The 25,388-nt window shown below is 66.1% G+C and carries 12 protein-coding genes; 5 read left to right on the top strand and 7 right to left on the bottom strand.

The window, feature by feature from the left end; translation table 11 throughout:
• The gene (gene corA, locus AC56KL_RS14160; RefSeq protein ID WP_497180801.1) at positions 1 to 969 is read left to right on the top strand and encodes a magnesium/cobalt transporter CorA; all 969 of its coding nucleotides are present in this window, start codon (positions 1 to 3) and stop codon (positions 967 to 969) included.
• Positions 970 to 1,095: 126 nt separating this feature from the next.
• Here corA and AC56KL_RS14155 read toward each other — a convergent pair whose 3' ends face one another.
• The 3 genes from AC56KL_RS14155 to AC56KL_RS14145 form a co-directional block, all read right to left on the bottom strand.
• A complete protein-coding gene (locus tag AC56KL_RS14155; RefSeq protein WP_497180800.1) occupies positions 1,096 to 1,962 on the bottom strand; it encodes an EamA family transporter in 867 nt (288 codons plus the stop codon).
• Between the two features lie 10 nt (positions 1,963 to 1,972).
• Entirely contained in the window at positions 1,973 to 3,589 is a 1,617-nt protein-coding gene (locus AC56KL_RS14150; RefSeq protein ID WP_497180799.1) for an NAD(P)/FAD-dependent oxidoreductase, read from the bottom strand.
• A gap of 89 nt (positions 3,590 to 3,678) precedes the next feature.
• Positions 3,679 to 4,404: a 16S rRNA (uracil(1498)-N(3))-methyltransferase gene (locus AC56KL_RS14145; protein WP_497180798.1), complete on the bottom strand. Its 726-nt coding sequence runs from the start codon at positions 4,402 to 4,404 to the stop codon at positions 3,679 to 3,681.
• A 130-nt stretch (positions 4,405 to 4,534) separates the two neighbouring features.
• On the opposite strand from AC56KL_RS14145, the gene tkt reads away from it, so the two are divergent.
• From tkt to AC56KL_RS14130, 3 genes are all read left to right on the top strand, one after another.
• Positions 4,535 to 6,532: a transketolase gene (gene tkt / locus AC56KL_RS14140; RefSeq protein ID WP_497180797.1), complete on the top strand. Its 1,998-nt coding sequence runs from the start codon at positions 4,535 to 4,537 to the stop codon at positions 6,530 to 6,532.
• 94 nt (positions 6,533 to 6,626) lie between these two features.
• Entirely contained in the window at positions 6,627 to 7,637 is a 1,011-nt protein-coding gene (gap, locus tag AC56KL_RS14135) for a type I glyceraldehyde-3-phosphate dehydrogenase (protein WP_497180796.1), read from the top strand.
• A 280-nt stretch (positions 7,638 to 7,917) separates the two neighbouring features.
• Positions 7,918 to 10,809 (top strand): TonB-dependent receptor domain-containing protein, encoded by a 2,892-nt coding sequence (locus AC56KL_RS14130; protein ID WP_497180795.1) that lies wholly within the window; start codon positions 7,918 to 7,920, stop codon positions 10,807 to 10,809.
• Between the two features lie 95 nt (positions 10,810 to 10,904).
• On the opposite strand, the gene map is transcribed toward AC56KL_RS14130, so the two are convergent.
• From map to glnE, 4 genes are all read right to left on the bottom strand, one after another.
• The gene (gene map / locus AC56KL_RS14125) at positions 10,905 to 11,669 is read right to left on the bottom strand and encodes a type I methionyl aminopeptidase (RefSeq protein WP_497180794.1); all 765 of its coding nucleotides are present in this window, start codon (positions 11,667 to 11,669) and stop codon (positions 10,905 to 10,907) included.
• Positions 11,670 to 11,801: 132 nt separating this feature from the next.
• Positions 11,802 to 14,675 carry a TonB-dependent receptor plug domain-containing protein gene (locus AC56KL_RS14120; protein WP_497180793.1) on the bottom strand — a complete coding sequence of 958 codons (2,874 nt, stop codon included), beginning with the start codon at positions 14,673 to 14,675 and terminating at the stop codon, positions 11,802 to 11,804.
• A 331-nt stretch (positions 14,676 to 15,006) separates the two neighbouring features.
• Complete coding sequence (locus tag AC56KL_RS14115; protein WP_497180792.1) at positions 15,007 to 17,913, bottom strand: TonB-dependent receptor domain-containing protein; 2,907 nt, start codon at positions 17,911 to 17,913, stop codon at positions 15,007 to 15,009.
• Positions 17,914 to 18,219: 306 nt separating this feature from the next.
• A complete protein-coding gene (gene glnE / locus AC56KL_RS14110) occupies positions 18,220 to 20,964 on the bottom strand; it encodes a bifunctional [glutamate--ammonia ligase]-adenylyl-L-tyrosine phosphorylase/[glutamate--ammonia-ligase] adenylyltransferase (RefSeq protein WP_497180791.1) in 2,745 nt (914 codons plus the stop codon).
• Positions 20,965 to 21,140: 176 nt separating this feature from the next.
• Here glnE and AC56KL_RS14105 point away from each other — a divergent pair, with 176 nt between their 5' ends.
• Positions 21,141 to 25,388: a YhdP family protein gene (locus AC56KL_RS14105; protein WP_497180790.1), complete on the top strand. Its 4,248-nt coding sequence runs from the start codon at positions 21,141 to 21,143 to the stop codon at positions 25,386 to 25,388.

Here is a 25,388-nt window from a genome sequence, read left to right as displayed (position 1 = left end):
ATGCTGATCAACTGTGTCGCCTACCAGGAAGGCAAGAAGCTGTCCGACATCCCCGTCGAGGACATCAGCGAATACCTGAAACAACCCGAGACCTTCGTCTGGGTCGCCCTGCGCGACCCCGGCAAGGAAGACATCGCCACCATGCAGGAAGAGTTCGAGCTGCACGAACTGGCGGTGGAAGACGCGACGCGCGGGCACCAGCGCCCCAAGATGGAAGAGTACGGCGACAGCGTCTTCATGACCCTGCACATCATGGAGCTGGGCGGCGACGAGCTCTCCGCCGGCGAGCTGGCCATCTTCGCCGGCCCCAACTACGTGCTGTCGGTGCGGCGCGACGCCAACCAGGGATTCCTCGGCGTGCGCGCCCGCGCCGAACGCGAGCCGCACCAGCTGCGCAAGGGCTCCGGCTTCGTGCTGTATGCGCTGGTCGACGCGGTGGTGGACCGCTACTTCCCGGTGGTCGACATGCTCGAATCCGAACTGGAGTCGATCGAGGACCATATCTTCGGCCAGACCGGCGGGCAGCGCGCCAACGTCGAGCGCCTGTATGCGCTCAAGCGCAAGTCGCAGGTGCTGCGCCACGCGGTGGTGCCGCTGATGGATGCGATCGGGCGCCTGCACGGCGGGCGCGTGCCCGGCGTCGTGTTCGAGACCCAGGACTACTTCCGCGACGTGCACGACCACCTGCTGCGCATCCTGGGTCGGCTGGACACGGTGCGCGACACCATCAACACCGCGATCCAGGTGACGCTGTCGATGGTAGCGATCGAAGAGAACGACATCAGCAAGAAGCTGGCCTCGTATGCGGCGATCTTCGCGGTGTTCACGGCCTTCGCCGGCATCTGGGGCATGAACTTCGAATTCATGCCCGAGCTGAAGTGGAAGTACGGCTACCCGGCGGCGCTGTGCACGATGGCTGGGGTGTGCGGCTACCTGTACTGGCGCTTCAAGAGGTCGGGGTGGATTTGACGCGGCGGATGCCGGTCGTAGGGTGGTCGGCTCTGCCGACCGCGCGTTCAAATCACCTGTGCATTGTGGCGACGTGTATCCCTGCTCGAAGCTTAGCTGAACGCGCGGTCGGCTAAGCCGACCACCCTACGACTTCTTGCCGGCGGTCGCCGCCGCGCCGCCACAGGCCACGATCACCAAGGCAATCGCCAGCCACTGCATGCCCGTGAGCCGTTCCCCCAGCACGATCCACCCCGCCAGCGCCGCAAAGGCCGGCCCGGCGCTCACCAAAATTCCGAACACGCGTTGCGGCAGCCGCGCCAGCGCCACCATCTCGAGCGAGTAGGGCAGGGCGCTCGACAGCAGCGCCACCGCCAGGCCGCCGGCCAGCACGGCGGGCAGCAGCAGGCCAGCGCCGGCATGGGCGACGCCGACCGGCACCGTAAACAGCGCCGCCGCCAGCATGCCCCAGGCCACCGCATGGCCGCCGCCAAGGTGAGACACCCGCTTGCCGAACACGATGTACATCGCCCAGCAAAAGGCGGCGCCCAGCGCATAGGCCACGCCGACCGGATCGAGCGGCTGTACGCCTTCGTGGACGGGCGCCAGTAGCCATAGCCCGAGCGCGGCCAGCAGCACCCAGCCGAAGTCGCGCGCACGGCGCGAGGACAGCACCACCACCGCGAGCGGGCCCACCACTTCGATGGCGACCGCCACCCCGATGGGAATGCGCGCGAAGGCGCCGTAGATCAGGAGGTTCATACAGCCCAGCATCAGGCCGTACACGAGCAGGTTGACGGCGTCGCGCCGCGAGGGCAGGCGGCGCCAGGGCCGCACCACGGCCAGCATGATGAGCGCGGCCAGGCCGACGCGCACGGCGGTCACGCCCTGGCTGCCCACCAGCGGGAACAGGCCCTTGGCCCAGGCGGCGCCGGCGTTCACCGACACCATCGAAGCCAGGATCGCCAGGCCTGGGCCGAGCGGCGTCCCTCCCGCGCCGCTGGCAGGGCTCATGCAGGCATCCTCACGCAGCCATCGCCATCGCCACGGCTTCCGCCACGCGGATGCCGTCCACCGCCGCCGACATGATGCCGCCGGCGTAGCCCGCGCCTTCGCCGGCCGGGAACAGGCCGCGCGTGTTCAGGCTCTGCAGGTCGTCGTCATTACGCTTGATGCGGATCGGCGACGAGGTGCGGGTCTCGACGCCGGTGAGCACCGCGTCTTCCTTGTAGTAGCCCTTGATCTGCTTGTCGAACGCCACGAAGGCTTCGCGCATGGCGACGATCGCGTAGTCGGGCAGCGATGGCGCCAGGTCGGTCAGGTGCACGGCCGGCTTGAACGAGGGAAGCACCGAACCGAACTCGGTCGAGGCGCGGCCCTTCACGAAGTCGCCCATCAGCTGGCCCGGCGCGTCGTAGTTCGAGCCGCCCAGGACGAAGGCGCGCGATTCCAGCTCGCGCTGGAAGGCGATGCCGGCCAGCGGGTGGCCCGGATAGTCTTGCGGCGTGATGCCGACCACGATCGCGCTGTTGGCATTGCGCTCGTTACGCGAATACTGGCTCATGCCGTTGGTGACGACCCGGCCTTCCTCGCTCGACGCCGCCACCACGGTGCCGCCCGGGCACATGCAGAAGCTGTAAACGGAGCGGCCATTGGAGGCATGGTGCACGATCTTGTAGTCGGCCGCACCCAGCAGCTTGTTGCCGGCGTTCGGGCCGAAGCGGCAGACGTCGATCAGGGATTGCGGGTGCTCGACGCGGAAGCCGATCGAGAAGGGTTTCGCTTCGATGTAGACGCCGCGCTCGAACAGCAGCTCGAAAGTGTCGCGCGCGCTGTGGCCGATCGCCATCACCAGGTGGCGGGTGGCGATCTCTTCGCCGCTGGACAGGCGCACGCCCTGGACCTGGCGCACCCCGTTCTCTTCGCCCACGTAGACGTCGTCCACGCGCGTCTCGAAGCGGATCTCGCCGCCCAGGGATTGAATCTCGGCGCGGATCTCTTCCACCATCTTCACCAGGCGGAAGGTGCCGATGTGCGGCTTGCTGACGTACAGGATCTCTTCCGGCGCGCCGGCCTTGACGAATTCGGTGAGCACCTTGCGGCCGTAGTGCTTCGGGTCCTTGATCTGGCTGTACAGTTTGCCGTCCGAGAAGGTGCCGGCGCCGCCTTCGCCGAACTGCACGTTCGACTCGGTGTTGAGCTTGCGCTTGCGCCAGAAGCCGAAGGTGTCGACGGTGCGCTCGCGTACGATCTTGCCGCGCTCGAGCACCAGCGGATTCAGGCCCATCTGGGCCAGGATCAGGGCCACGAACATGCCGCAGGGACCCATGCCCACCACGACCGGACGCGGCGTGCCCGGCGCCGGCCTGGCGGCCGGGACGAATTTGTAGCTGGTGTCGGGCGAGGGGCCGACGTGCTGGTCCTTGCTCAGGCGCGCCAGCACGGCGGCCTCGTTGCGCACGTCGACGTCGACCTGGTAGATCAGCACGATGGCCGACTTCTTGCGCGCATCGTAGCTGCGCTTGTAGACGGTGAAGTCGACCAGGTCGCCGGCCGGAATGCCGAGGCGCGCCAGGATGGCGTCGCGCAGGGCGGATTCGGGGTGGTTCAGGGGGAGTTTGAGTTCGCTGATACGGAGCATGGCAGTGGTTGCTAGTGAGGCAACAAAAAGAGGAAGGCAAACCGCTATTTTACCGGAGTCATCGTCCAGCCTCTTCATCCAGATAGCGCCTACATGCCGCCCCACAGCCCGCCGAGCATGGCCATGGCCGCCAGCGCCGCCGTCTCGGTGCGCAGCACCCGCGGGCCGACCGACAGGGCCAGCGCGCCGGCGGCGAGGGCGGCGTCTTCCTCTTCACTGCTGAAACCGCCCTCCGGTCCCACCATCAGGGTCAGCGCTTGCGGACCGTGCTGCCGGGCCCAGCCTGCAAGCGATTGCTGGGCGCGGGGGCTGAGCAGGATGCGCGGGCTGGAAGAGGGCGCCGCAATCCAGCGCCCGAAGTCGGCGACGGGGCTCAGGCGCGCCAGCCGGTTGCGCCCGCACTGTTCGGAAGCGGCCTCGATCACGCCCTGCCAGTGCGCATGGCGCTTTTCAGCGCGCTCGCCGGACAGGCGCACCACGCTGCGCCGGGCAGCCAGCGGCTCGACGGCCGCCACGCCCAGCTCGACCGCCTTCTCGATGATCCAGTCCATCTTGCTGCCCTCGGGCAGGCCCTGGGCCAGGGTGAGGGCGTAGGGCAGCTCGACTTCGACCGCCTCGTGCGCCTCGACCCGCACCGAGGCCCGCCGCTTGCCGCTCTCGAGCAGGGTGGCGCGCACCTGGCCGCCTTCGCCGTTGAACAGGGTCAGGGCCTCGCCCGGCTGCAGGCGCACCACGTGCAGGTGGTGGGCGACGGCTTCCGGCAGGTCGACGGTACTGCCTTCGATCAAGGGCTGGGGACAGTAGAAACGGGGCATGCGGCACTCTTGGAGATGGACGAACCTGCATTTTAAAGCGGCAGCAGGCTGCTCTGGTAAAATACCGGGTTACGGCCAGCTGCAACGCCACTGCTTTCCAATCAAGACCACCGCATCCACGGTAATTCTCATGAAATCTACGCAAACCACTACCCTGATGGCCAACGCGATCCGCGCGCTGGCGATGGACGCCGTCCAGCAAGCCAACTCGGGCCACCCGGGCATGCCGATGGGCATGGCCGAGATCGGCGTCGCGCTGTGGGACAAGCACTACCGTCACAACCCGGCCAATCCGGGCTGGTTCAACCGCGACCGCTTCCTGCTGTCGAACGGCCACGGCTCGATGCTGCACTACGCGATGCTGCACCTGGCCGGCTACGACCTGACGATGGACGACCTGCGCGGCTTCCGCCAGCTGCACTCGAAGACCGCCGGCCACCCGGAAGTGGGCATCACCCCGGGCGTGGAAACCACCACCGGCCCGCTGGGCCAGGGCATCGCCAACTCGGTCGGCATGGCGCTCGCCGAGTGGCTGCTGGGCTATGAGTTCAACCGTCCCGGCTACGACGTGGTCGACCACCACACCTACGCCTTCCTGGGCGACGGCTGCCTGATGGAAGGCATCTCGCACGAAGTGGCCTCGCTGGCCGGCACCCTGCGCCTGAACAAGCTGATCTGGCTGTACGACGACAACGGCATCTCGATCGACGGCCGCGTGGAAGGCTGGTTCACCGACGACACCCGCAAGCGCTTCGAAGCCTACGGCTGGAATGTCATCGGCCAGATCGACGGCCACAGCGTGAGCGCGGTATCAAGCGCCATCGAGCAGGCCAAGGGTTCGGATCGTCCGACCCTGATCATGTGCAAGACCATCATCGGCAAGGGCGCCCCGAACCTGGAAGGCGGCGACAAGGTCCATGGCGCCCCGCTGGGCGACAAGGAAATCGCGGCCGTGCGCCAGCACCTGCTGTGGGATCCGATTCCGTTCGACATCCCGGGCGAGATCTACGAAGCCTGGGACGCGAAAGCACGCGGCGCGCAGGTGGAAGCCGAGTGGAACGCCAGGTTCGCCGAATACCGCGCCGCCCATCCGGCGCTGGCCGCCGAATTCGAGCGCCGCATGAAGGGCGAGCTGCCCGGCAACTTCAATGAAGTTCTGGACGCCGCCATCGCCGCGTGCGTGGAAAAGAAGGAAACCATCGCTACCCGCAAGGCCTCGCAGAATGCGATCCAGGCCCTGGCCGCGACCCTGCCGGAATTCCTGGGCGGCTCGGCCGACCTGACCGGCTCGAACCTGACCAACTGGAAGGAATCGGTGGCGGTGCGCTCGGGCATCCCGGGCAACCACATCAACTACGGCGTGCGCGAGTTCGGCATGGCCGCGATCCAGAACGGCGTCGCTTTGCACGGCGGCTTCATTCCTTTTGGTGCGACCTTCCTCACCTTCTCGGACTACAGCCGCAATGCCCTGCGCATGGCGGCGCTGATGAAGATCCGTTCGCTGTTCGTGTTCACCCACGACTCGATCGGCCTGGGCGAAGACGGCCCGACCCACCAGTCGATCGAGCACGTCTCGTCGCTGCGCCTGATTCCGAACCTGGACAACTGGCGTCCATGCGACACCGTCGAGTCGCAAGTGGCCTGGGGCGCGGCCGTGCAGCGCAAGGATGGTCCCTCGACCCTGATCTTCTCGCGCCAGAACCTGCCGTTCATGGAGCGCGACGCCGCCGCCATCGCCAACGTCGCCAGGGGCGGCTACGTGCTGCGCGACGCCCAGGACGCGAAAGTCGTCTTGATCGCCACCGGTTCGGAAGTCGAGCTGGCGATGAAAGCCGCCGACGCGCTGGCAGGCGAGGGCATCAATGCGCGCGTCGTCTCGATGCCGTCGACCGACGTATTCGAGCGCCAGGAGGCCGCCTACAAGGCAAGCGTCCTGCCACGCGGTATCCCGCGCGTGGCCATCGAAGCCGGCGTGACCGACTTCTGGTACAAGTACGTGGGCCTGGAAGGCGCCGTGGTCGGCATCGACACCTTCGGCGAATCGGCGCCGGCGCCGGTGCTGTTCAAGCACTTCGGCTTCACCGTCGAGAACGTCGTGGCCAAGGCCAAGGGCGTCCTCGCGGCGTAACCTGTTTCCAGCGGGCTGCCTCACGGCGGCCCGTTTGTTATCTGCGTTATCTGCGGTACGAAAAAAGTTTTTTTCTATAATCAGGAGCTAAGCAATGACGATCAAAGTTGCAATCAACGGTTATGGCCGCATCGGCCGCAACATCCTGCGCGCGTTCTACGAAGGCGGCAAGAAGCAAGACATCCAGATCGTGGCGATCAACGACCTCGGCAACGCCGAATCGAACGCCCACCTGACCCGCTACGACACCGCGCACGGCAAGTTCCCGGGCACCGTCACGGTCGAAGGCGACAACATGATCGTCAATGGCGACAAGATCCGCGTGTTCGCGCAGCGTAACCCGGCCGAGATCCCATGGGGCGAGCTGGGCGTGGACGTGGTGCTCGAGTGCACCGGCTTCTTCACCACCAAGGAAAAGGCCTCGGCCCACCTGAAGGGCGGCGCCAAGAAGGTCATCATCTCGGCCCCGGGCGGCAAGGACGTCGACGCCACCATCGTCTTTGGTGTGAACCAGGACGTGCTCAAGAGCTCGGATACCGTCATTTCGAACGCCTCCTGCACCACCAACTGCCTGGCCCCGCTGGTCAAGCCACTGCACGACGCCATCGGCCTGGAAACCGGCCTGATGACCACCGTGCACGCCTACACCAACGACCAGGTGCTGACCGACGTGATGCATGAAGACCTGCGCCGCGCCCGTTCGGCCACCCAGTCGATGATCCCGACCAAGACCGGCGCCGCCGCCGCGGTCGGCCTGGTGCTGCCGGAACTGAACGGCAAGCTGGACGGCTTCGCGATCCGCGTGCCGACCATCAACGTGTCGATCGTCGACCTGTCCTTCATCGCCAAGCGCGACACCACCGTCGACGAAGTCAACCAGCTCATGAAATCGGCGTCGGAAGGCGCCCTCAAAGGCATCCTGACCTACAACACCGATCCGCTGGTCTCGGTCGACTTCAACCACAACCCGGCGTCGTCGAACTTCGACGCGACGCTCACCAAGGTGTCGGGCCGCCTGGTCAAGGTGTCGTCGTGGTACGACAACGAGTGGGGCTTCTCGAACCGCATGCTGGACACCACCGTTGCCTTGATGAATGCAAAATGATGTAACAATGTGCGGCGGCTGATGTTCAATTAAACCAGTCGTTCGTAAATACAGAAATTTGCCAAAACGCCCCGAAAGGGGCGTTTTTTTTCTTATTACCGTCTTTACGCTGAAGAATATTCTGCGTTGATGAAAAACAACGGAACTGTAGCTTTTCTGCCTTTTGGTAGAAAAATTGTTTCTTTCGTCAATTGTCTCTGCGAGACTCTACCCCGTATGCATGGGCATGCATATCGGAAGTATTGAGCACTACATATAAATCGTAGGGACAGGAAACAACGTGAAACAACCAATCTTGAAACACAGTGTCGTCGCAGTCGCCCTGGCAATCGGCGCCGCTCCGTTTGCAGTTGCACAGAATTCCGGCTCGGAAGCGCCGGCTACCGTCTATGTGACGGGCTCGAACCTGAAGCGCACCGACAAGGAAGGCACCCAGCCGATCCAGACCATCACCGCCAAGGACATCCGTGAGTCCGGCGCAGCCACCGTCACCGAACTGATCCGCCTGGTGCCGGCGATGGGTACCGACAACAACCTCGACACCAACGACGGCGGCTTCTCGCGCGGCGTCTCGACCGCCTCCCTGCGCGGCCTGTCGTCGACCTCGACCCTGATCCTGCTGAACGGCCGCCGCATGGCCCCGTCGGCCTATGCCGACCCGAACAACGGCAATTCGACCCTGTACGACCTGAACCAGATCCCGCTGAACGCGCTCGAGCGCGTCGAGATCCTGAAGGATGGCGCATCGGCCGTGTATGGCTCGGACGCCATCGGCGGTGTCATCAACTTCATCACCAAGTCCTCGTTCCGCGGTTCGGAAATCAGCGCCCGCATGAGCACCAACGATGACGGCGAATTCACCCGCAAGGGCGTGACCTTCTTCACCGGCCTGGGCAATGTGGAAGAGGACGGCTACAACGTGTTCTTCACGGCCGACCTGTCGGACCGCGACCGCACCCAGCGCGACAAGGTGCGCGATATCAAGTTTGACGAATACAAGCGCCTGCAGAACCGCTATGCAAGCCCGTACGGCAGCAACATCTCGCAGGCGCCGCTGTTCTACCGCGAAACCGGCCCGAACACGCGCTTGTTCAGTGCGACCCCGGCCAATGCCGCCGAACGCTTCCGCGCACCGCTGGACAACTGCCCGCAGGACCGCCGCCTGGTGGGCGACGCCTCGATGGGCTTCACCGCGTCGAGCGTGTTCTTCGGCCGCACGTTCTGTAACTTCGACACCAGCAAATACCTGGAAGGCACCAGCGCCGGCAAGGACGGCAGCTTCCTGACCCGCGGCGTGATGAAGCTGGGCGAGAACGTGCGCGCCTTCGCCGAAATCGCCTATGCCCGCACCGAGCGCCAGTACACCGCGTCGCCGATCGCGATCAGCACCGGTGTGACGACCAACTTCACCGCCTCCGGCGTGGCGCCGACCTACCAGAGCATCCTGCCGGTCGGCCACCCGGACAACCCGTTCCCGAACGCGCGCGCGTCGTTTGCCTACCGCTTCGAGAACGCCCCGATCGGCACCGAAACCACCAACCAGACCGGCCGTTTCCTGACCGGCCTGTCGGGTACGAACTTCAACTGGGACTGGGAAACCGCCTTCCTGCTGAACGAAGCGCGCAAGGAAGACGGCTACAACGGCCGCCTGTACCTGCCGACCCTGCGCAAGATCAATGCAGGCTCGACCATCGCGTCGGTTGCCGCCGATCCGACCCTGTTCCGCAGCACCCGTTCGGACGACCGTTCGCGCATTGCCCAGCTGGACGCGAAGGCAAGCACCCAGTTCGGCTCGCTGCCGGGCGGCGCCATCGGCGTGGCAGTCGGCGCCGAGTACCGTCGCGAATCGCTGAAGATGAACCCGGACGCCGAACTGGCAGCCGGCAACATCTTCGGCCTGGCCAACACCATCATCGACGGCGAGCGCGACGTCAAGTCGGGCTTCATCGAGTTCCGTACGCCGTTCCTGAAGAACTTCGAGATGGACTTCGCTGGCCGCTGGGACAAGTACGAAGGCATGAAGACCAACTTCGTACCGAAGGTCGGCGCCAAGTGGAACGCCACCAAGACCCTGGCCTTCCGCGGCACGTACGCCGAAGGTTTCCGTGCGCCGGCACTGTCGCAGGTGACCCCGGGCGGTGCCCAGTTCTTCCTGCAGAACCTGTACGATCCGAAGCGTTGCGAACTCGACGAGAAGACCCCGAAACCAGGTGCGAGCGAAGTCGACTGCGCCAAATCCGCATCGGGCACCGGCGGCGCCAACCCGGACCTGCAGCCGGAAACCGCGAAGTCCTACTCCTTCGGCATCCTGTTCTCGCCGACTGCGAACTGGGACTTCGGCCTGGACTTCTTCAAGATCCGCAAGGAAGGCGAAGTGGCCCTGGGCTCGGCCTTCGACGCACTGCGTAACGAAGACAACAATCCTGGCCTGATCGTGCGCGACCAGAACCCGGCGAACTTCGTGCTGGATGCACAGGGCCGTCCAATCCCGGGTACCGGTCCGCTGCTGGCCGTGCGCGAGCCATGGATCAACCAGGGTGCGATGGAAACCCGCGGCGTCGACATCGACGTGGCCTTCCGCAAGAACCTGGGTGCGATGGGCAACTTCAACGCCAAGCTGACCTCGACCTATACCCATGGCTACTACCTGGCGCAGAAGGCGGGTGATGTCGAGCACAACATCGCCGGCTACAACGCAGGCCTGATGGACTGGGCCCTGTCGAGCGGCATCGACATCCCGCGCTGGAAGACCAGCATCTCGGCGTCCCTGACTCGCGGCGTGCACTCGTTCAGCGCCAACCTGAACTACACCGGCCAGGTCTCCCTGCGCCGCAAGGTTGACGGCGACAAGACCTACGCGATGCCGTTCTGCCATTACGGTCCGGTCGCGAACAGCACCACGACCGCGAACTTCCCGAGCGTGAACGGGACGATCCCGGGCTACCTGAACGCGTTCCCGGATTGCGCAGTCAGGGAATGGGTCCGTGTCGGCGTGGGCTACACCTACACCGGCATCAAGAACCTGGCGCTGACCGCGAACATCCAGAACCTGTTCGACGAAGCTGCACCGTACGACCCACGTTACGGCGCGATCGGCGGCAGCGGCTACAATGCGGGCCTGCACAACCCCTACGGCCGTTACTTCAGCCTGTCGGCAAAGTACTCGTTCTAAGCGTTCTATCGCCTAGTAAAAAACCCCGGCTGTGGCCGGGGTTTTTTTTCGTCCGTCGATCAGGACGGGGAGGAGGGCCCCGGAATGCCGCGCCTTCACGCGTCCGGCCAGGGCGTCAGGATCTCGACGCCGTTCTTCGTGACCGCCACCATGTGTTCCCACTGGGCCGACAGCGAGCCGTCGGCGGTCACCACGGTCCAGCCGTCCTCCAGCTGGTCGACGTCGGCGCCGCCCAGGTTGATCATCGGCTCCACGGTAAACGTCATGCCTTCCTTGAGCAGCAGCCCGGTGTCCGGGCGGCCGTAGTGCAGCACCTGCGGTTCTTCGTGGTAGACGCGGCCGATGCCGTGGCCGCAGTATTCGCGCACCACCGAAAAGCCGGCGCCCTCGGCCAGCTTCTGGATCGCGTGGCCGACGTCGCCCAGGCGCGCACCCGGGCGTACCTGGCGGATCCCGGCCATCATGGCCTGGTAAGTCGTGTCGACCAGCTTGCGCGCCTGCGGCGCCGGTTCGCCCACGAAGTACATGCGGCTGGTGTCGCCGTGCCAGCCGTCCTTGATCACGGTGACGTCGATGTTAACGATGTCGCCTTCCTTCAATACATCCTGCTCGCTCGGGATGCCGTGGCAGACCACGCCGTTGACCGAGGTGCACAGGGTCTTGGGAAAGCCATGGTAGCCGACGTTGGCCGGCGTCGCCTTCTGCACCTTGCGGATGTATTCGTGGCAGCGGCGGTCGAGTTCCTCGGTGGAGACGCCCGGCACCACGTATTCCTTGATCATGGCCAGCACTTCGGCGGCGAGGCGGCCGGACACGCGCATCTTGGCGACGTCCTTGTCGTTCTTGAGTTTGATTGCCATTACATACTCGTGTGAGGCAGCCAGGACGGCTGCCGAAGGCGACATGATACGCGTGGCCAACGAAAAATGCCCGCCAGGCGAACCTGGCGGGCATGTGGTCTTCTTCAGCGCACGCCCCGAAGGGCGTGTTCATCAGAACGACTGGTTGTAGCGCACGTAGAAGAAGCGGTCGATCGGGTAGTCCGCATCCACGCGCGACGACGAGGCGGCGCTGGTGGTGATCAGGCGCGGCTTCTTGTCGAACACGTTGTTGACGCCGACCATGACCTGGCCGTTCCACGCAGTCTTGTAGCCGACGCTCAGGTCGCTGTAGGCCACGCCGCCGAGCTGGTTGTAGTTCTTGCCCCAGCTTGCTTCGCCGCCGATGTTCGAGCACTCGGTTGCATTGACCTTGTAGCAACGGTCCTTCACGCCGCCGTGGTAGCGGGTAGTGACGGTGGCGTTCCAGTTGGCCAGGCTCCAGTCCAGCGACAGGTTCGACTTGGTGCGGTTGTAGAAGTACTCACCCGCTTCGTCGATCCAGTCGGCGCCGGCGGTCGCCTGCTCGCGCAGCTTGTCGACGTAGGCGGTTTCCGAACGGATGGTGAACTGGCCGTACTTGGTACGCGGCAGGCGGTAGGCGATCGACAGGTCGACGCCTTCGGTTTCCTGGGCGCCGATGTTGGCGTTGCCGCGGTTCAGCGAGGTGATCTGGCCGGTGATCGGATCACGCTTGAGGGCCGCGCAGTACGGCGCCAGGCCCTGCACGTAGCAGTACTCGGCCACGTCGGTTGCGCTGATCTCGGTGATGCGGTTGTTGATCCGCACCTTGAACCAGTCCAGGCCCAGCGTAAAGCCCGGCACGAAGGATGGGCTGTACACGAAGCCGGCGGTGCGGGTGATCGCGTTTTCCGGGGTCAGGGCCGAATTGCCGGCCCCGGCCATGAACGGGAACGGGCTCTGGTCGCCGGCGGCGCTGGTGATCGGGCCGGTCTGCGCCAGCTGGCGGAACGGCTGGCCGGCGCGCGGGCCGGCGCCTGCCGCGGCGCAACGCGCCGCCACGGCCGGGTCGCTGGCCTGGCCGTACAGCGCATCGCACGGATCCAGATAGTCGTCGAAGGTCTGCTGGCCGCCGCCGAAGGTATCGCCGACCGACGGCGCGCGGAAGCCTTCCGCCCAGGTGCCGCGGATCAGGAGGTCCTTGGCCGGCTTGTACATGAAGCTGGCCTTGCTGTTGTTGGTAACGCCAAAGTTGCTGTAGTCGGAGTGGCGGGTCGCCAGGTTCAGGCTCAGCAGTTCTGCGAAGCGCTGGCCTTTCAGCAGGGGTACGTTGACCTCGGCATAGGCTTCACGCACGCTGTAGCGGCCGCGGGTCGGGTTGCCCGCCAGGTCGGTCGAGTAGCCCGATTGCTCGAACTGGCCCGGCACGTCGTAGCCGCGCACTTCACGGTGCTCGAGGCCGACCGCGACGCCGAGGCCGCCGGCCGGCAGGGTGAAGACTTCACCCGAGAGGTCGGCGGTGGCGCTGTTGATGGTGCTGCCGTAGGTCGCCTGGCCGGTCGACATGACGTAGTCCAGCACTTCCTTGTTGGAAGCGGTCGGGCCGCCGATGATGTCGAACGGACGGCATTCCGCCAGCGCGACCGGGTTGGCGGCGGTGCCGCACTGGACCACGCCGGACGCGTTGCGGAACGACGGGCCGAGGGCGCGCTTCAGGTTCAGCAGGTTCAGGTTGCCGGTGCCGTAGGTCGAGCCGCGCAGGGCGCTGTGGTTGTAGCCGACGCTCCAGTTCCATGGCAGCGAGCGCACCTCGAAGTCACCCGACAGGGTGGCGTCGATGTGCAGGGTACGGTTCTGGTTCTCGGTGACGCGCGGACGCTCGATGGTGCGGCGGTAGAAGACCAGGTCCTGGCCATTGCCGGCGCCGAGCACCGAGCTGCCGTACGGATTGAAGTAGCTGTCCTTGTCGATGTAGACCGGGAAGGCAGGCTGGCTGAAGCTGTTCAGCGGGTAGCCGGCGATCTGGGCCACGCTCTTGCGCTGCGAGTACATCGCGGTAGTCTGGAACTGCATGCCGTAGGGCAGTTCGACGGTGCCCTTGGTGAACAGGGTGTCGAGCTTGGTCGGCATCGCGAACATCATCTGCGAGGCGCTGTTGAAGTTGTCTTCAGGACGGCCGTCGTAGTCGTGGTAGTTGGCCGGGTTGCGCGAATCGGCACCGACGCCGTCGCCCAGTGCACCGCCGGTGTGGTTCAGGACCTTGTCGAAGGTATAGTCGATGTCGGTGATGTTGCCCCATGGGCCGATGCCGAAGCCTTCGGTCGGGTATTGCGGACCGCGCGGGAAGCCGGTGACCGGACGCTTGTTGGCCCAGACCACGCCTTGCTCGGTGTGCGACAGGCCGAACATCAGCGAGGCCTTCTCGCCGTTGGCGCCATAGCTCAGCGAGAAGTCCTTACTCTTGCCGTCGCCTTCCTTGTTGGCGCCCAGGTAGACGCTCAGGTTGCCGCCTTCCATGCGCTTCTTCAGGATGATATTGACCACGCCTGCGATCGCATCCGAGCCGTAGATCGACGAGGCGCCGTCCTTCAGGACTTCGATACGGTCGATCATCGAGGCCGGCACGGTCGACATGTCGGTGTAGCCGTCGACCGACTGGGTCCAGCGCTTGCCATCCACCAGCACCAGCAGGCGGTTCGAGCCCAGGTTGCGCAGGTTGATGAACTGGCCGCCGTTTTCACGGTTCGAGGTCAGCGAGCCGCCCTTGCTGAAGTCGGGGGAACCGACCGAGGACAGCTGGTTCAGGACGTCGCCGACGGTGATCAGGCCGGTCTTCTGGATCTGTTCCTGGGTCATTACCTGGATCGGCTGGGCCGTTTCGAGGTCGACCTGGCGAATACGCGAACCGGTCACTTCAACGCGCTGCAGCGGCTGCGCCGCTTCCTGCGCGAATGCGGCGCCCATGCTCAGGGTCATGCCGCCGAGGCAGATCGCGCGGACCGAACGGGACAAGATTGTTTCCATCATGTTGCAAACTCCTTGGGTGAAAACGTGCCCGGCCTTGTGGGCCGGCCATCGGGATAGGCGCTAAGGCCACCTGAAAGTACTGAATTTTTAATCGTCTCTTACTTTCAAGTCAGCAATCAGAGCACTTGCGACGCCGGAGTGTCAATTGAATCAACCTTAGTGAACTAACAAATGTTGCAAATATGTGTCTTTACTTGGCGATTACAAGTTCACTATTGACAAGTGAAGATGCTAAGTTTGGACGAAAAAAAACCCACCTGGCTTGCGCCAGGTGGGTTTGACACGCAATTAAATTGCGCTAGATCGACTAAGTCTAGTCAGCTGCTCAGGATCAGAAGTTCTGATTGTAGCGGACGTAGAAGAAGCGGTCGAGTGGCAGTTCCGGATTGGTCGAACCCGAGGAGTTCGGACCGCCGAAGCCGCTGTTCGCGCTGTAGTTGATGATCGGGCCACGGTTGAAGACGTTGTTGGCGCCGACCAGCAGCTTCGCGTTCCACGGCAGGTTGTAGCCGACCGACAGGTCGCTGTACCACATTTCCTTGGCCTTGTTGTAGCCGGTACCCCAGCTCACGAGGCCAGTCGGGTTCGAGCACTCGACGGGAGTTGGCGAAACGCTCCAGCAACGGTTCTTCTGGCTGCTGTAGAAGCGGTTGCCCAGGGTGGCGCTCCAGTTGCCCATGCTCCAGTCGAAGGCGACGTTCGACTTCCACTTGAAGATGTCGTACTCGCCCGCGAACTCGACGAAGTTCGCCGTGTTGGTGCTCTTGCTGCGGTAGGAATCCACGTAGGTGGTTTCCGAACGGAAGCCGAACTGGCCGTACTTGGTACGCGGCAGGCGGTAGGACAGGCTCAGGTCGTAGCCCTCGGTTTCCAGCGCGCCCAGGTTGGCGTTGCCGCGCGACAGGTTGACGATCTGGCCGGTGATCGGATCACGCTTGATCGCATCGCAGAAGCTCTGGGTGCCATTGACGTAGCAATTGTTGACGACGAAGGTGGCGCTGATCGCGGTGATGCGGTTCTCGACCTGGATCTTGAACCAGTCGAGGCCGACCGACAGGCCAGGCACGGCGGCCGGGCTGAACACGATACCGGCAGTCCGGGTGATCGCGGTTTCCGGTTGCAGGGCCGAGTTGCCGGCGCCGGTCTGGAACGGGGTCGGGGTCTGGGCGCCGCCGGATGCAACCGGAGTGCCTGCCTGGTTGACCTGGCGGAAGGTGAGCGGCACGCCGGCGGCGGTGCAGCGCGCCTTGACGGCTGGGTTCGATGCTGCTGCGCCGTGCAGGCTGTCGCAGGCGTCCAGGTAGTTGTCGAAGGACTGCGAGCCGCCGCCGAAGGTGTCGTTCAGGGTCGGGGCGCGGAAGCCCTCGGCCCAGGTACCGCGCACCAGCACGTCACGGACCGGCTTCCACATGAAGCTGGCCTTGCTGTTGGTGGTCGAACCGAAGTTCGAATAGTCCGAGTAGCGCGACGCCAGGTTCAGGTTCAGCAGCTGGGCCATCGTCACACCCTTGAGCAGCGGGATGTTGGCTTCCAGGTAGGCTTCACGCACGGTGAAACGGCCGGTGGTCGAATTGCCTGCCAGGTCGGTCGAGTAGCCCGACTGCTCGAACTGGCCCGGACGGTCGTAGCCGCGCACGGTGCGGTATTCCATGCCGCCCGCCACGCCGACGGCGCCGGCCGGCAGGGTGAAGATTTCACCGCTCAGGTCGGCGTTGGCGTTGCTGATGGTCGAGCCATAGCTGGCCTGAGCCACCGACATATTGTAGGCCAGGGCTGCCGGAGTCGAGGTCGACGGACCACCCAGGATGTCCCAAGGCACGCATTCCGCCAGTGCGATCGGGTTGGCCGCAGTGCCGCACTGGACCACGCCCGAAGCGTTAAGGAACGACGGACCCAGGGACTTCTTCAGGTTCAGCAGGTTCAGGTTGCCGTAGCCGGTGTTGCTGCCTTCAACCTTGTTGTAGTTGTAGGCGAGCGACCAGTTCCATGGCAGGCTGCGCAGTTCGAAGCTGCCTTCGAGGGCGGCGTCGAGGTGCAGGGTGCGGTTGGTGTTGTCGGTGACGCGCGGCACTTCGATGGTGCGGCGGGCGAAGAACAGGTCCTGGCCCTTGCCGGCGCCGGCCACCTGGTTGCCGAACGGATTGTAGTAGTTGTCCTTGTCGATGTAGACCGGGAACTTCGACTGGGCGGTCGAGCTCAGCGGATAACCGGCGATCGCGCGGCTCGAATCACGCACGGCGTACATCGCGGTGCTGGTCAGGCGCAGGTCGCCCGGCAGCGCGACTTCGCCCTTGGTGAAGATCGAGGTCAGCTTGTTCGGCGACAGCAGGTGCATCTGCTGGGTCGCATTGAACACGTCCGCATCGGCCGCCGCGTAGGCGTGGTAGTTGTTCGGGTTGCGCGAATTAGAGCTGACGCCCACGCCGTCGAAGGTGCCGGTGTGGTTGATCATGCGGTTGAAGCCGCCGTTGGCCGCGACCGTGTTCGAGGCGCCGGTGGCGGTCAGCGGGGTGATGCGGCCCCAAGGTGCGCTGCCGAAGCCGGCGTTGTAGTGCGCCGGACCGAAGGTGAAGCCGGTCAGGTTGCGGTCCTTGGCCCAGACTTCGCCCTGGGTGGTGTGGGTCAGGCCGAACAGCAGGCTGGCCTTTTCGTCGCCGGCGCCATAGGACACCGAGAAGTCCTTGTTCTTGCCGTCGCCGCTTTCGTTCGCGCCCTGGTAGATGCTGGCGGTGCCGCCCTGCATGGTCTTCTTCAGGATGATGTTGACCACACCTGCGATCGCGTCCGAACCGTAGATCGAGGAAGCGCCGTCCTTCAGCACTTCGATGCGCTCGATCAGTGCCGACGGGACGGTCGACATGTCGGTGAAGCCCGCAACCGATGCGGTCCAGCGCTTGCCGTTGACCAGCACGAGCAGGCGCTGCGCGCCCAGGTTGCGCATGTTGATGTACTGGCCGCCCTGTTCGCGGTTCGAGGTCAGGACCGAGCCGCGGCTGAACGCCGGGGTGCCGACCGAAGACAGCTGGTTGACGATGTCGCCAACAGTCACCAGACCGCTTTTCTGAATTTGTTCCTGGTTCACCACCTGGACCGGCTGTGCGGTCTCGAGGTCAACCTGGCGGATACGCGAGCCGGTGATTTCGACGCGTTGCGGAGCCTCTTGAGCTTCGACAGCGGAAATCATCAAGGTCTGGAGGGCGACGGCGACGGCCACCGCGATCTTGGTTCGTTGTTGCATGTGTTCTCCATCTTGCACCCCGGGAGGGGCGTTTCTATGTTTTCAAAAATTGCAACCTGTGCGGGCCGGGCGAGCAGCGGGTAGCGGCATGCCGACGTGCATACACCATACATATCAAAGCATTCCGCGTTGATTAGTGTCAATTGTGTCAGGTGTAAATCTGTTTAAAAAACAACAGTTGCAGGGCACAATTCTCTGACCCGAAAGTCAATAGACCTGCGCTGCACATTTGTCGTGCATACAACATGCCTGATGCATTGAAAGTGGGCGGCTGCACTGGCGGGATGCAGCCGAGAGGTATGGCGTTCAGTTGCCGAAACAGGCGTTCCACAGGCGCCGGACCTGGGCTGGATGTTCGCCTAGCAACGGGGGATCGACACGGGCTTTTTCCTGGCCCTGCAGGCGCACCTGGTGCTGCAGGCGGCGCATCGCGCGGTAGGCGTCGGCGACCGCCGCAGCCATGCCGGCATCGATCAGCCCCAGCTCGCCCGATAGTTTTAATAGGGCGATGTTGCCGGTATTTGCCGTCAATTGCGGATACTTCGATGCATGGCGCAGTACCAGATACTGCACCATGAATTCGATGTCGATCATCCCGCCTTCGTCCTGCTTGAGGTCGAACAGGGGTGTGGGATTGACGTTGGCGTCGCGCATGCGCCTGCGCATGGCGCAGACCTCGTCTTTCAGCTGCCCTTGCTGGGCGCTCCTGTCCTTGCGCAGCACCTCGATGCGAATGCGTTCGAAGCGCTCGCCGATGGCGGCGTCGCCGGCGCAGAAGCGGGCCCGCGTCAGGGCCTGGTGCTCCCAGATCCAGGCGCTGGCGCCCTGGTAGCGCTCGAAGGCGGAGACCGTGGACACCAGCATGCCGCTGGCGCCGTCCGGCCGCAGCGCGGTGTCGATGTCGAACAGGATGCCGGCCGCCGTGTGGGCGGTGTTCCAGGTGATGAAGCGCTGCGCCAGCTTGGCGTAGTTGGACGGCGCCATGTCATCCTCGTCGTCGTACAGGAAGATCACGTCGAGGTCGGACACGTAGCCGAGTTCCTTGCCGCCCAGCTTGCCGTAAGCGATGACGGCGAAGCGTGGCTCCTCCCGGTGACGGCTGGCGATCGTGCGCCAGGCATGGCGGATGGTGGCGCCGACGATGGTGTCGGCCAGCAGCGACAGGTGGTCGGCCAGGCGTTCCACCGACAGCTCGCCGGCCAGGTCCAGCGCCAGCAGCCGGAACAGCTGGGCATGGTGGGCTTCGCGGAGGATGTCGAGCTGGCGTTCGGTGTCGCCGGCCGCGGCATCGAGCTGTTCGTCGAGCTCCCTGGCCAGCTGGCCGACATCGGCCGCGCCTTCGTTGCGGTCGTCCAGCAGCTCGTCCAGCAGGATCGGGTGCTGGGTCAGGAAGGTGGCGGCCCAGCCGCTTGCATTGATCATGCGGATCACGCGTTCGAGCGTGTGCGGATATTCGGTCAGCAGCGACAGGTAGGCCGAGCGCCGGGCGATGGCCTCGAAAAAGTCGAGCAGGCGCCCGAGCGTGGCGGCATGGCTGCCGATGCCGGCCTCGCGCACCACGGTGGCGATCTGGCCGAGGGCGGCGTCGACCAGGGCCAGCAGCCGGGCGCGGCTGGCATCGGGCAGGCTGGTCAGGCGCGGCCCCTGCAAGGTGGCGACCAGGCGGCGGCTGGCGGGCTCCGGGTCGTCGTAGCCGAGCTCGCCCAGGCGGGCGGCGATCGCCTCGCGGTTTTCCGGGTCGTCGGCCAGGGTGCCCGCTTCCGGATCGCCGCTGTCCGCCTTGTCGGCGAAGATGGCGTCGAACTGGGCGGCCACGAAACTGCGCTGTTCCTCGAGGCGGGCGAGCAGGGTGGGCACGTCCGGCAAGCCCGTCATCTGCGCCACCACGAGGCGGTCGGCGTCGCTGGCCGGCAGGGTATGGGTCTGGGCGTCGTCCAGGTATTGCAGGCGGTGTTCCAGGTTGCGCAAGAAGGCATAGGCATCGAGCAGGCGCGCCACCGTGTCCTGGGACAGCAGTTCGCGCTCGGCCAGCAGGCGCAGCGTGGCCCGGGTGGAGCGTTCGCGCAGCGCCGGGTCGCGCCCGCCGCGGATCAGCTGGAACACCTGGGCCAGGAACTCGATCTCGCGGATCCCGCCCCGGCCCAGCTTGACGTTGTGGCTGCGTTCGGGATGCAGGCGCTCCTGGCGCTTGACCTCGGCGCGGATCTGGGCGTGCATGTTGCGGATCGCATCGATCACGCCGAAGTCCAGGTAGCGCCGGAACACGAAGGGGCGCACGATCGCATCCAGCGCCGCAATGTCCTGCGGGTCGCCGGTGACCGCACGCGCCTTGACCCAGGCATAACGCTCCCATTCCCGGCCCTGCACAATGAGGTATTCCTCGACCATGGCGAGGCTGGCCGCGAGCGGGCCCGAATTGCCGTTGGGACGCAGCGCCATGTCGACGCGGAAGGTGAAGCCGTCCTCGATGATTTCCGACAGGGCGGCGTTCAGGCGGCGGCCGAGGCGCACGAAGAATTCGTGGTTCGACAGCTGGCGCTGGCCGGGGCCGGCGGCGGTCTCGCCATCCTCGGGGTAGACGAAGATCAGGTCGATGTCGGACGAAACGTTCAGTTCGCCGCCGCCGCCCTTGCCCATGGAGAGCACGATGAGCTGCTGGGGGCGGCCGGATTCCTCGCCCGTCGGCATGCCGTGGGTGGCCTCCAGTTCCTCGGCAAGGGCGCGGGCGTGGGTCTGGATGGCGAAGTCGGCGAAGCGGGTCATGGCCGTGACCACCTCGTCGAGGTCGGCCAGGCTATCGAGATCGCGCCGGATGATGGTGCAGACCAGCAGGTTGCGCAGCCGGCGCATGGCGCGCGGCAAGGGCAGTCCGCCGTCCAGCTCGCGCTGCAATAACGCGCCGAGGTCGGCGCCGGCCAGCGATAATCCGGACAGCTCGTCGAGCTGGGCCTGGCGGGCGGGATCGGCGCCGAGCCAGCGCTGGAGGAAGCGCGAACCGTCGGCCGGCGAGCCGGCGGCCGGCGATCCGGATGCTGGAGAAGCAGGGGTCATGGTGGAATCCGGTGTGTGTTTTGCCGTCCGGCAGGCATTCGTGCGGTAGAATTGCCCGCCGTGTTGCCCCCGGGAGTCTGCCGACCGGACTCCCGGGGGCAACACGATGGTAAGGTAGACGCCGCGACTGTTGCAAGCGATCTGTTATTAGAGAATCAAATTTACGGCGAGCCTTTTTGAGCACCTTGATGGACAACCAGGAACCGCAGGCGGCCTGCGAGCACCTGCCGCTGGCCGTGCGCTGGCAGCGGCTGCGTGCAGCCTATCGCTACGCCAACCTGGCTTCCCACCATTTCCTCGGCTTCGCCATCAAGCTGGTGCTGCTGCTGTATTTCGGCCTGGCGCTGCTGTTCCTGGCGCTGCGCTACGCCATCCTTCCCAACATCGACCTGTATAAAGGCGACATCGAAACGGCTGCCGGACGCGCGCTCGGCAACCGCGTCACCATCGCGCGCCTGGACGCTTCCTGGCAAGGCATCCACCCGGTGTTGACGCTACGCGACGTGCGCCTGATCGACCGCACCGGGCGCGAGGCGCTGGCGCTGCCGCGCGTGGAAGCCTCGCTGTCGTGGTGGAGCCTGGCCGCCTTCGAGCCGCGCCTGCACGCGCTCGAGATCACCCGTCCCCGGCTGGACGTACGGCGCGGCGCGGACGGCGTGCTCAGCGTGGCCGGCGTGCGGCTCGACCCGGCGAAGAAAGACGAGGGCCGCGGCGCCGACTGGCTGCTGCGCCAGCGCGAGATCGTGATCCGCGAGGGCCGCGTCGACTGGACCGACGAACTGCGTGGCCGGCCCACCCTGGTCCTGACCGACGTCACCATGGCCCTGCTGAACCGCTTCGGCGGCGGCCACCGCTTTGCGTTGCGCGCCACGCCGCCGCGCGTGCTCGGCCAGCCGCTCGACGTGCGCGCGCGCTTCCGACATCGCTTCGGCGCCCGCCCGTCCGATATCACGCGCTGGAAAGGCGAGCTGTACGCCGACCTGCGCGACGCCGACCTGGTGGCATGGAAACGCCACGTGGACCTGCCCCTGCAGCTGGCCAGCGGGCGCGGCTCGGTGCGCGCCTGGCTCAACCTCGACCAGGCGCGCCTGGCCGGCTTCACCGCCGACCTGGCGCTGGCCGACGTCAATGCGCGTCTCGGTCCCGGGCTGGCGCCGCTCGAGCTCGCACGCGTGACGGGGCGCCTGGCCGCGCGCGAAGAGATGCTCCCCGGGAAGGACGAGGGCAAGCCCACCTTCGGCGCCCATGGCCACACGGTCAGCCTGAGCGGCTTCACGGTCACCACCCGCGACGGCCGCGCGCTGCCGCCCGCCACGCTCGAGCAGAGCTGGCGCCCGGCGCAGGGCGGGCGCCCGGAACAGGGAGAACTGAGCGCGCGCCAGCTCGACATCGGCGCACTGGCGGCGCTCGCCGGCTACCTGCCGCTGCCGCCCCAGCAGCGCCAGATGCTGCTCGACTACGCGCCGCGCGGCCGCCTGCTCGACGTGTCGGCCGAGTGGGAAGGGCGCTATCCGGCGCTGCGGGCCTTCCACGTGCGCGGCGAGGTCGCCGGCCTGACGGTCAACGCGCTGCCGGCGCGTCCGGCCCGCGTCGCCAGGAACGGCCAGCCGGCCCTGCCGGCGCGGCCCGCCACGCCCGGCTTCCAGAACCTGAGCGGCAGCGTCGACGCCACCCAGGAAGGCGGCAGCGTGAGCGTCGACGCCAGCGCACTGGCGCTGCACATGCCCGCCTGGTTCGCCCAGCCGACCATGCCGCTCGACCGCCTCGACATGAAGGCGCGCTGGACCATCGATCCCGGCCGGCAGTTGCTGGTCGAGGTGGAACGGCTGGCCTTCGCCCAGGGCGCGCTCAGCGGCACGCTGTCGGGCCGCCACAGCCTACCGCTGCAGCCGCAGGGCGGCCCCGGCACGGCCGACCTCACCGCCACGCTCGACGGCTTCCCGATCGGCGAGGTGGAACGCTTCCTGCCGCTGGCCACCCCCGAGCACCTGGCCCACTGGCTGACCGGCGCACTGCAGGGCGGCACCCTGCGCGACGCGCGCCTGCGCCTGCGCGGCGACCTGTCCGGCTTTCCGTTCCGCGCCAGGGAAGGGATCAATGCGGTCATCGACCGTGCGCGCGGCGAATTCAACGTGGCGGGCCGCCTGGAGAACGCGCGCCTCGAATACGCGCCGGGCCAGCGGCGCCCGGACGGCACGCCCCAGTGGCCGCTGGCCGAGAACATCAACGGGCGCATCGAATTCGACCGCGCGCGCATGGAAATCCGCGGCGACACCCTGCGCACCATGGGCGTGGCGCTGTCGAACGTGAAGGCGGTGATCCCCGACCTCGGCGCGCGCGAACACATGCTGCTCGACATCGACGGCAACGCGGCCGCGCCACTGCAGGAATTCCTGCGCTACGTGGCCGCGAGCCCGGTGCCGGACTGGATCGGCCATTTCCTTGATGATACCCGCGCCGGCGGCAACGCGCGTCTTGGTCTCAAGCTGCGCATGCCGCTGGCGCATCTGCCCGACACCAAGGTGCAGGGCAGCCTGCAGCTGCTCGGCAACGATGTCAGCCTGTTCCCGGAACTGCCGCCGCTGCACGATGCACTGGGCCGCATCGAATTCTGGGAGCGCGGCGTCGCCCTGAACGGCGTCAACGCCAGCTTCCTGGGCGGACCGCTGGCCCTGTCCGGTGGCACCCAGCGGGAGGGCGGTGTCGCGATCCGCCTGGCCGGCACGCTCTCGGGCGACGGCATGCGTCGCACCGCGCCGGCGCCCGCGCTGGGCCGGCTGGCGGAGCGCCTGTCGGGCAGCACGCCCTACACGGGCAGCGTGGTGGTGCGCGAGGGGCGGCGCAGCGTGACGCTCGAATCGAACCTGGCGGGCCTGGGCCTGGAACTGCCGGCGCCGCTCAACAAGCCCCAGGCCGACAGCCTGCCGCTGCGCTTCGTGCTGGCCGGCGAGCCGACCGTGAACGGCGTGGCGCGCGACGAGATCCGGGCGAGCCTGGGCGGCAACGTGGCGGCGCGCTATCTGCGCGAAAAGCAGGGGCGGGGCCCGTGGAGCGTGCTGCGCGGCGGCATCGGCGTCAACGTGCCGGCGCCGGAACCGGACGAGGGCATGATGATCCACGTGAACATGCGTGCCCTGAACGTGGACGGCTGGATCGCGGCCGGCAGGGCGATCGCGGGCGCGGGCGGCGATGGCGCCGGCGGCGCCGGGGCAGGCTCGGGCGCAGGCCCGGACTTCACGCAATATGTGCTGCCGACCGTGATCGCCGGCCGCGTGGGCGAACTGACCATTGGCGAGCGGCGCCTGGCCGACGTCGTGCTCGGCGCCACCCACCTGAAGGACACCTGGCAGGCCAACCTGCACTCGCGCCACGTGAGCGGCTACCTGACCTGGGCAGAATCGGGGGGCCACGGCGGCGTCCAGGGCAGCGCCCAGGGGCTGGGCAAGGTGACGGCGCGCCTGGCTTCGCTGGTGATCCCCGAATCCAGCGAGGCCGAAGTCAAGCATCTGCTGGAATCGAACCGCGGCGCCACGGCCAGCATTCCGTCGCTCGACATCGTGGCCGAGCAGTTCCAGCTGTTCGACAAGCGGCTCGGCCGCCTGGAACTGCAGGCGAGTAACGTGCAGGCGCTGGCCGGGCGCGAATGGCGCATCAACCGCCTCACCCTCGACAATCCGGACGGCCAGCTCAGGGCCAACGGCCGCTGGTTGCACAAGGACGGACGCAGCAACACCAGCCTGAACTTCCTGCTCGACATCATAGACGCCGGCAGGCTGCTAGACCGCCTCGGCTTCCCCGAGACCCTGCGCCGCGGCAAAGGCAAGATGTCGGGCGACATCTCGTGGAGCGGCTTGCCGTATGCGATGGACATTCCCAGTCTGTCCGGCCAGATCGAGATGAACGTGGAATCGGGCCAGTTCCTGAAGCAGGACCCGGGCGCGGCCAAGCTGCTCGGCGTGCTGAGCCTGCAGGCGCTGCCGCGCCTGCTCAAGCTCGATTTCCACGACGTGTTTTCCGAGGGCCTGGCATTCGACGGCATCAGCGCCAACGCCATGATCCAGCGCGGCGTTCTGCGCACCGACAATCTCAAGATGCACGGCGTGGCTGCCACCATCCTGATGGATGGCACAGCCGACATCGCCAACGAAACGACCAACCTGCACGTGGTCGTGATCCCGGAATTCAACCTCGGCACCGGGCCGCTGGTGTACGGCCTGGCGGTCAACCCGATCATCGGCATCGGCAGCTACCTGGCCCAGCGCTTCCTGCGCGCGCCGATGATGAAGGCGCTGACCTACCAGATGCGGATCGCGGGACCGTGGAAGTCCCCGACCATCACCAAGCTCGACAATCCGCCGCCGCCCCCGGTCCAGGCCCCAGCGCCCGCCGGGGCCGGCGCGCGTTCCAATGCGAAGAAGGAGTGA

The sequence above is a fragment of the Telluria sp. ZB4P34 genome (assembly GCF_059686055.1).
The sequence above is the reverse complement of the archived record's forward strand: the minus strand, read 5'-3'. Positions and strand labels throughout refer to the sequence as shown.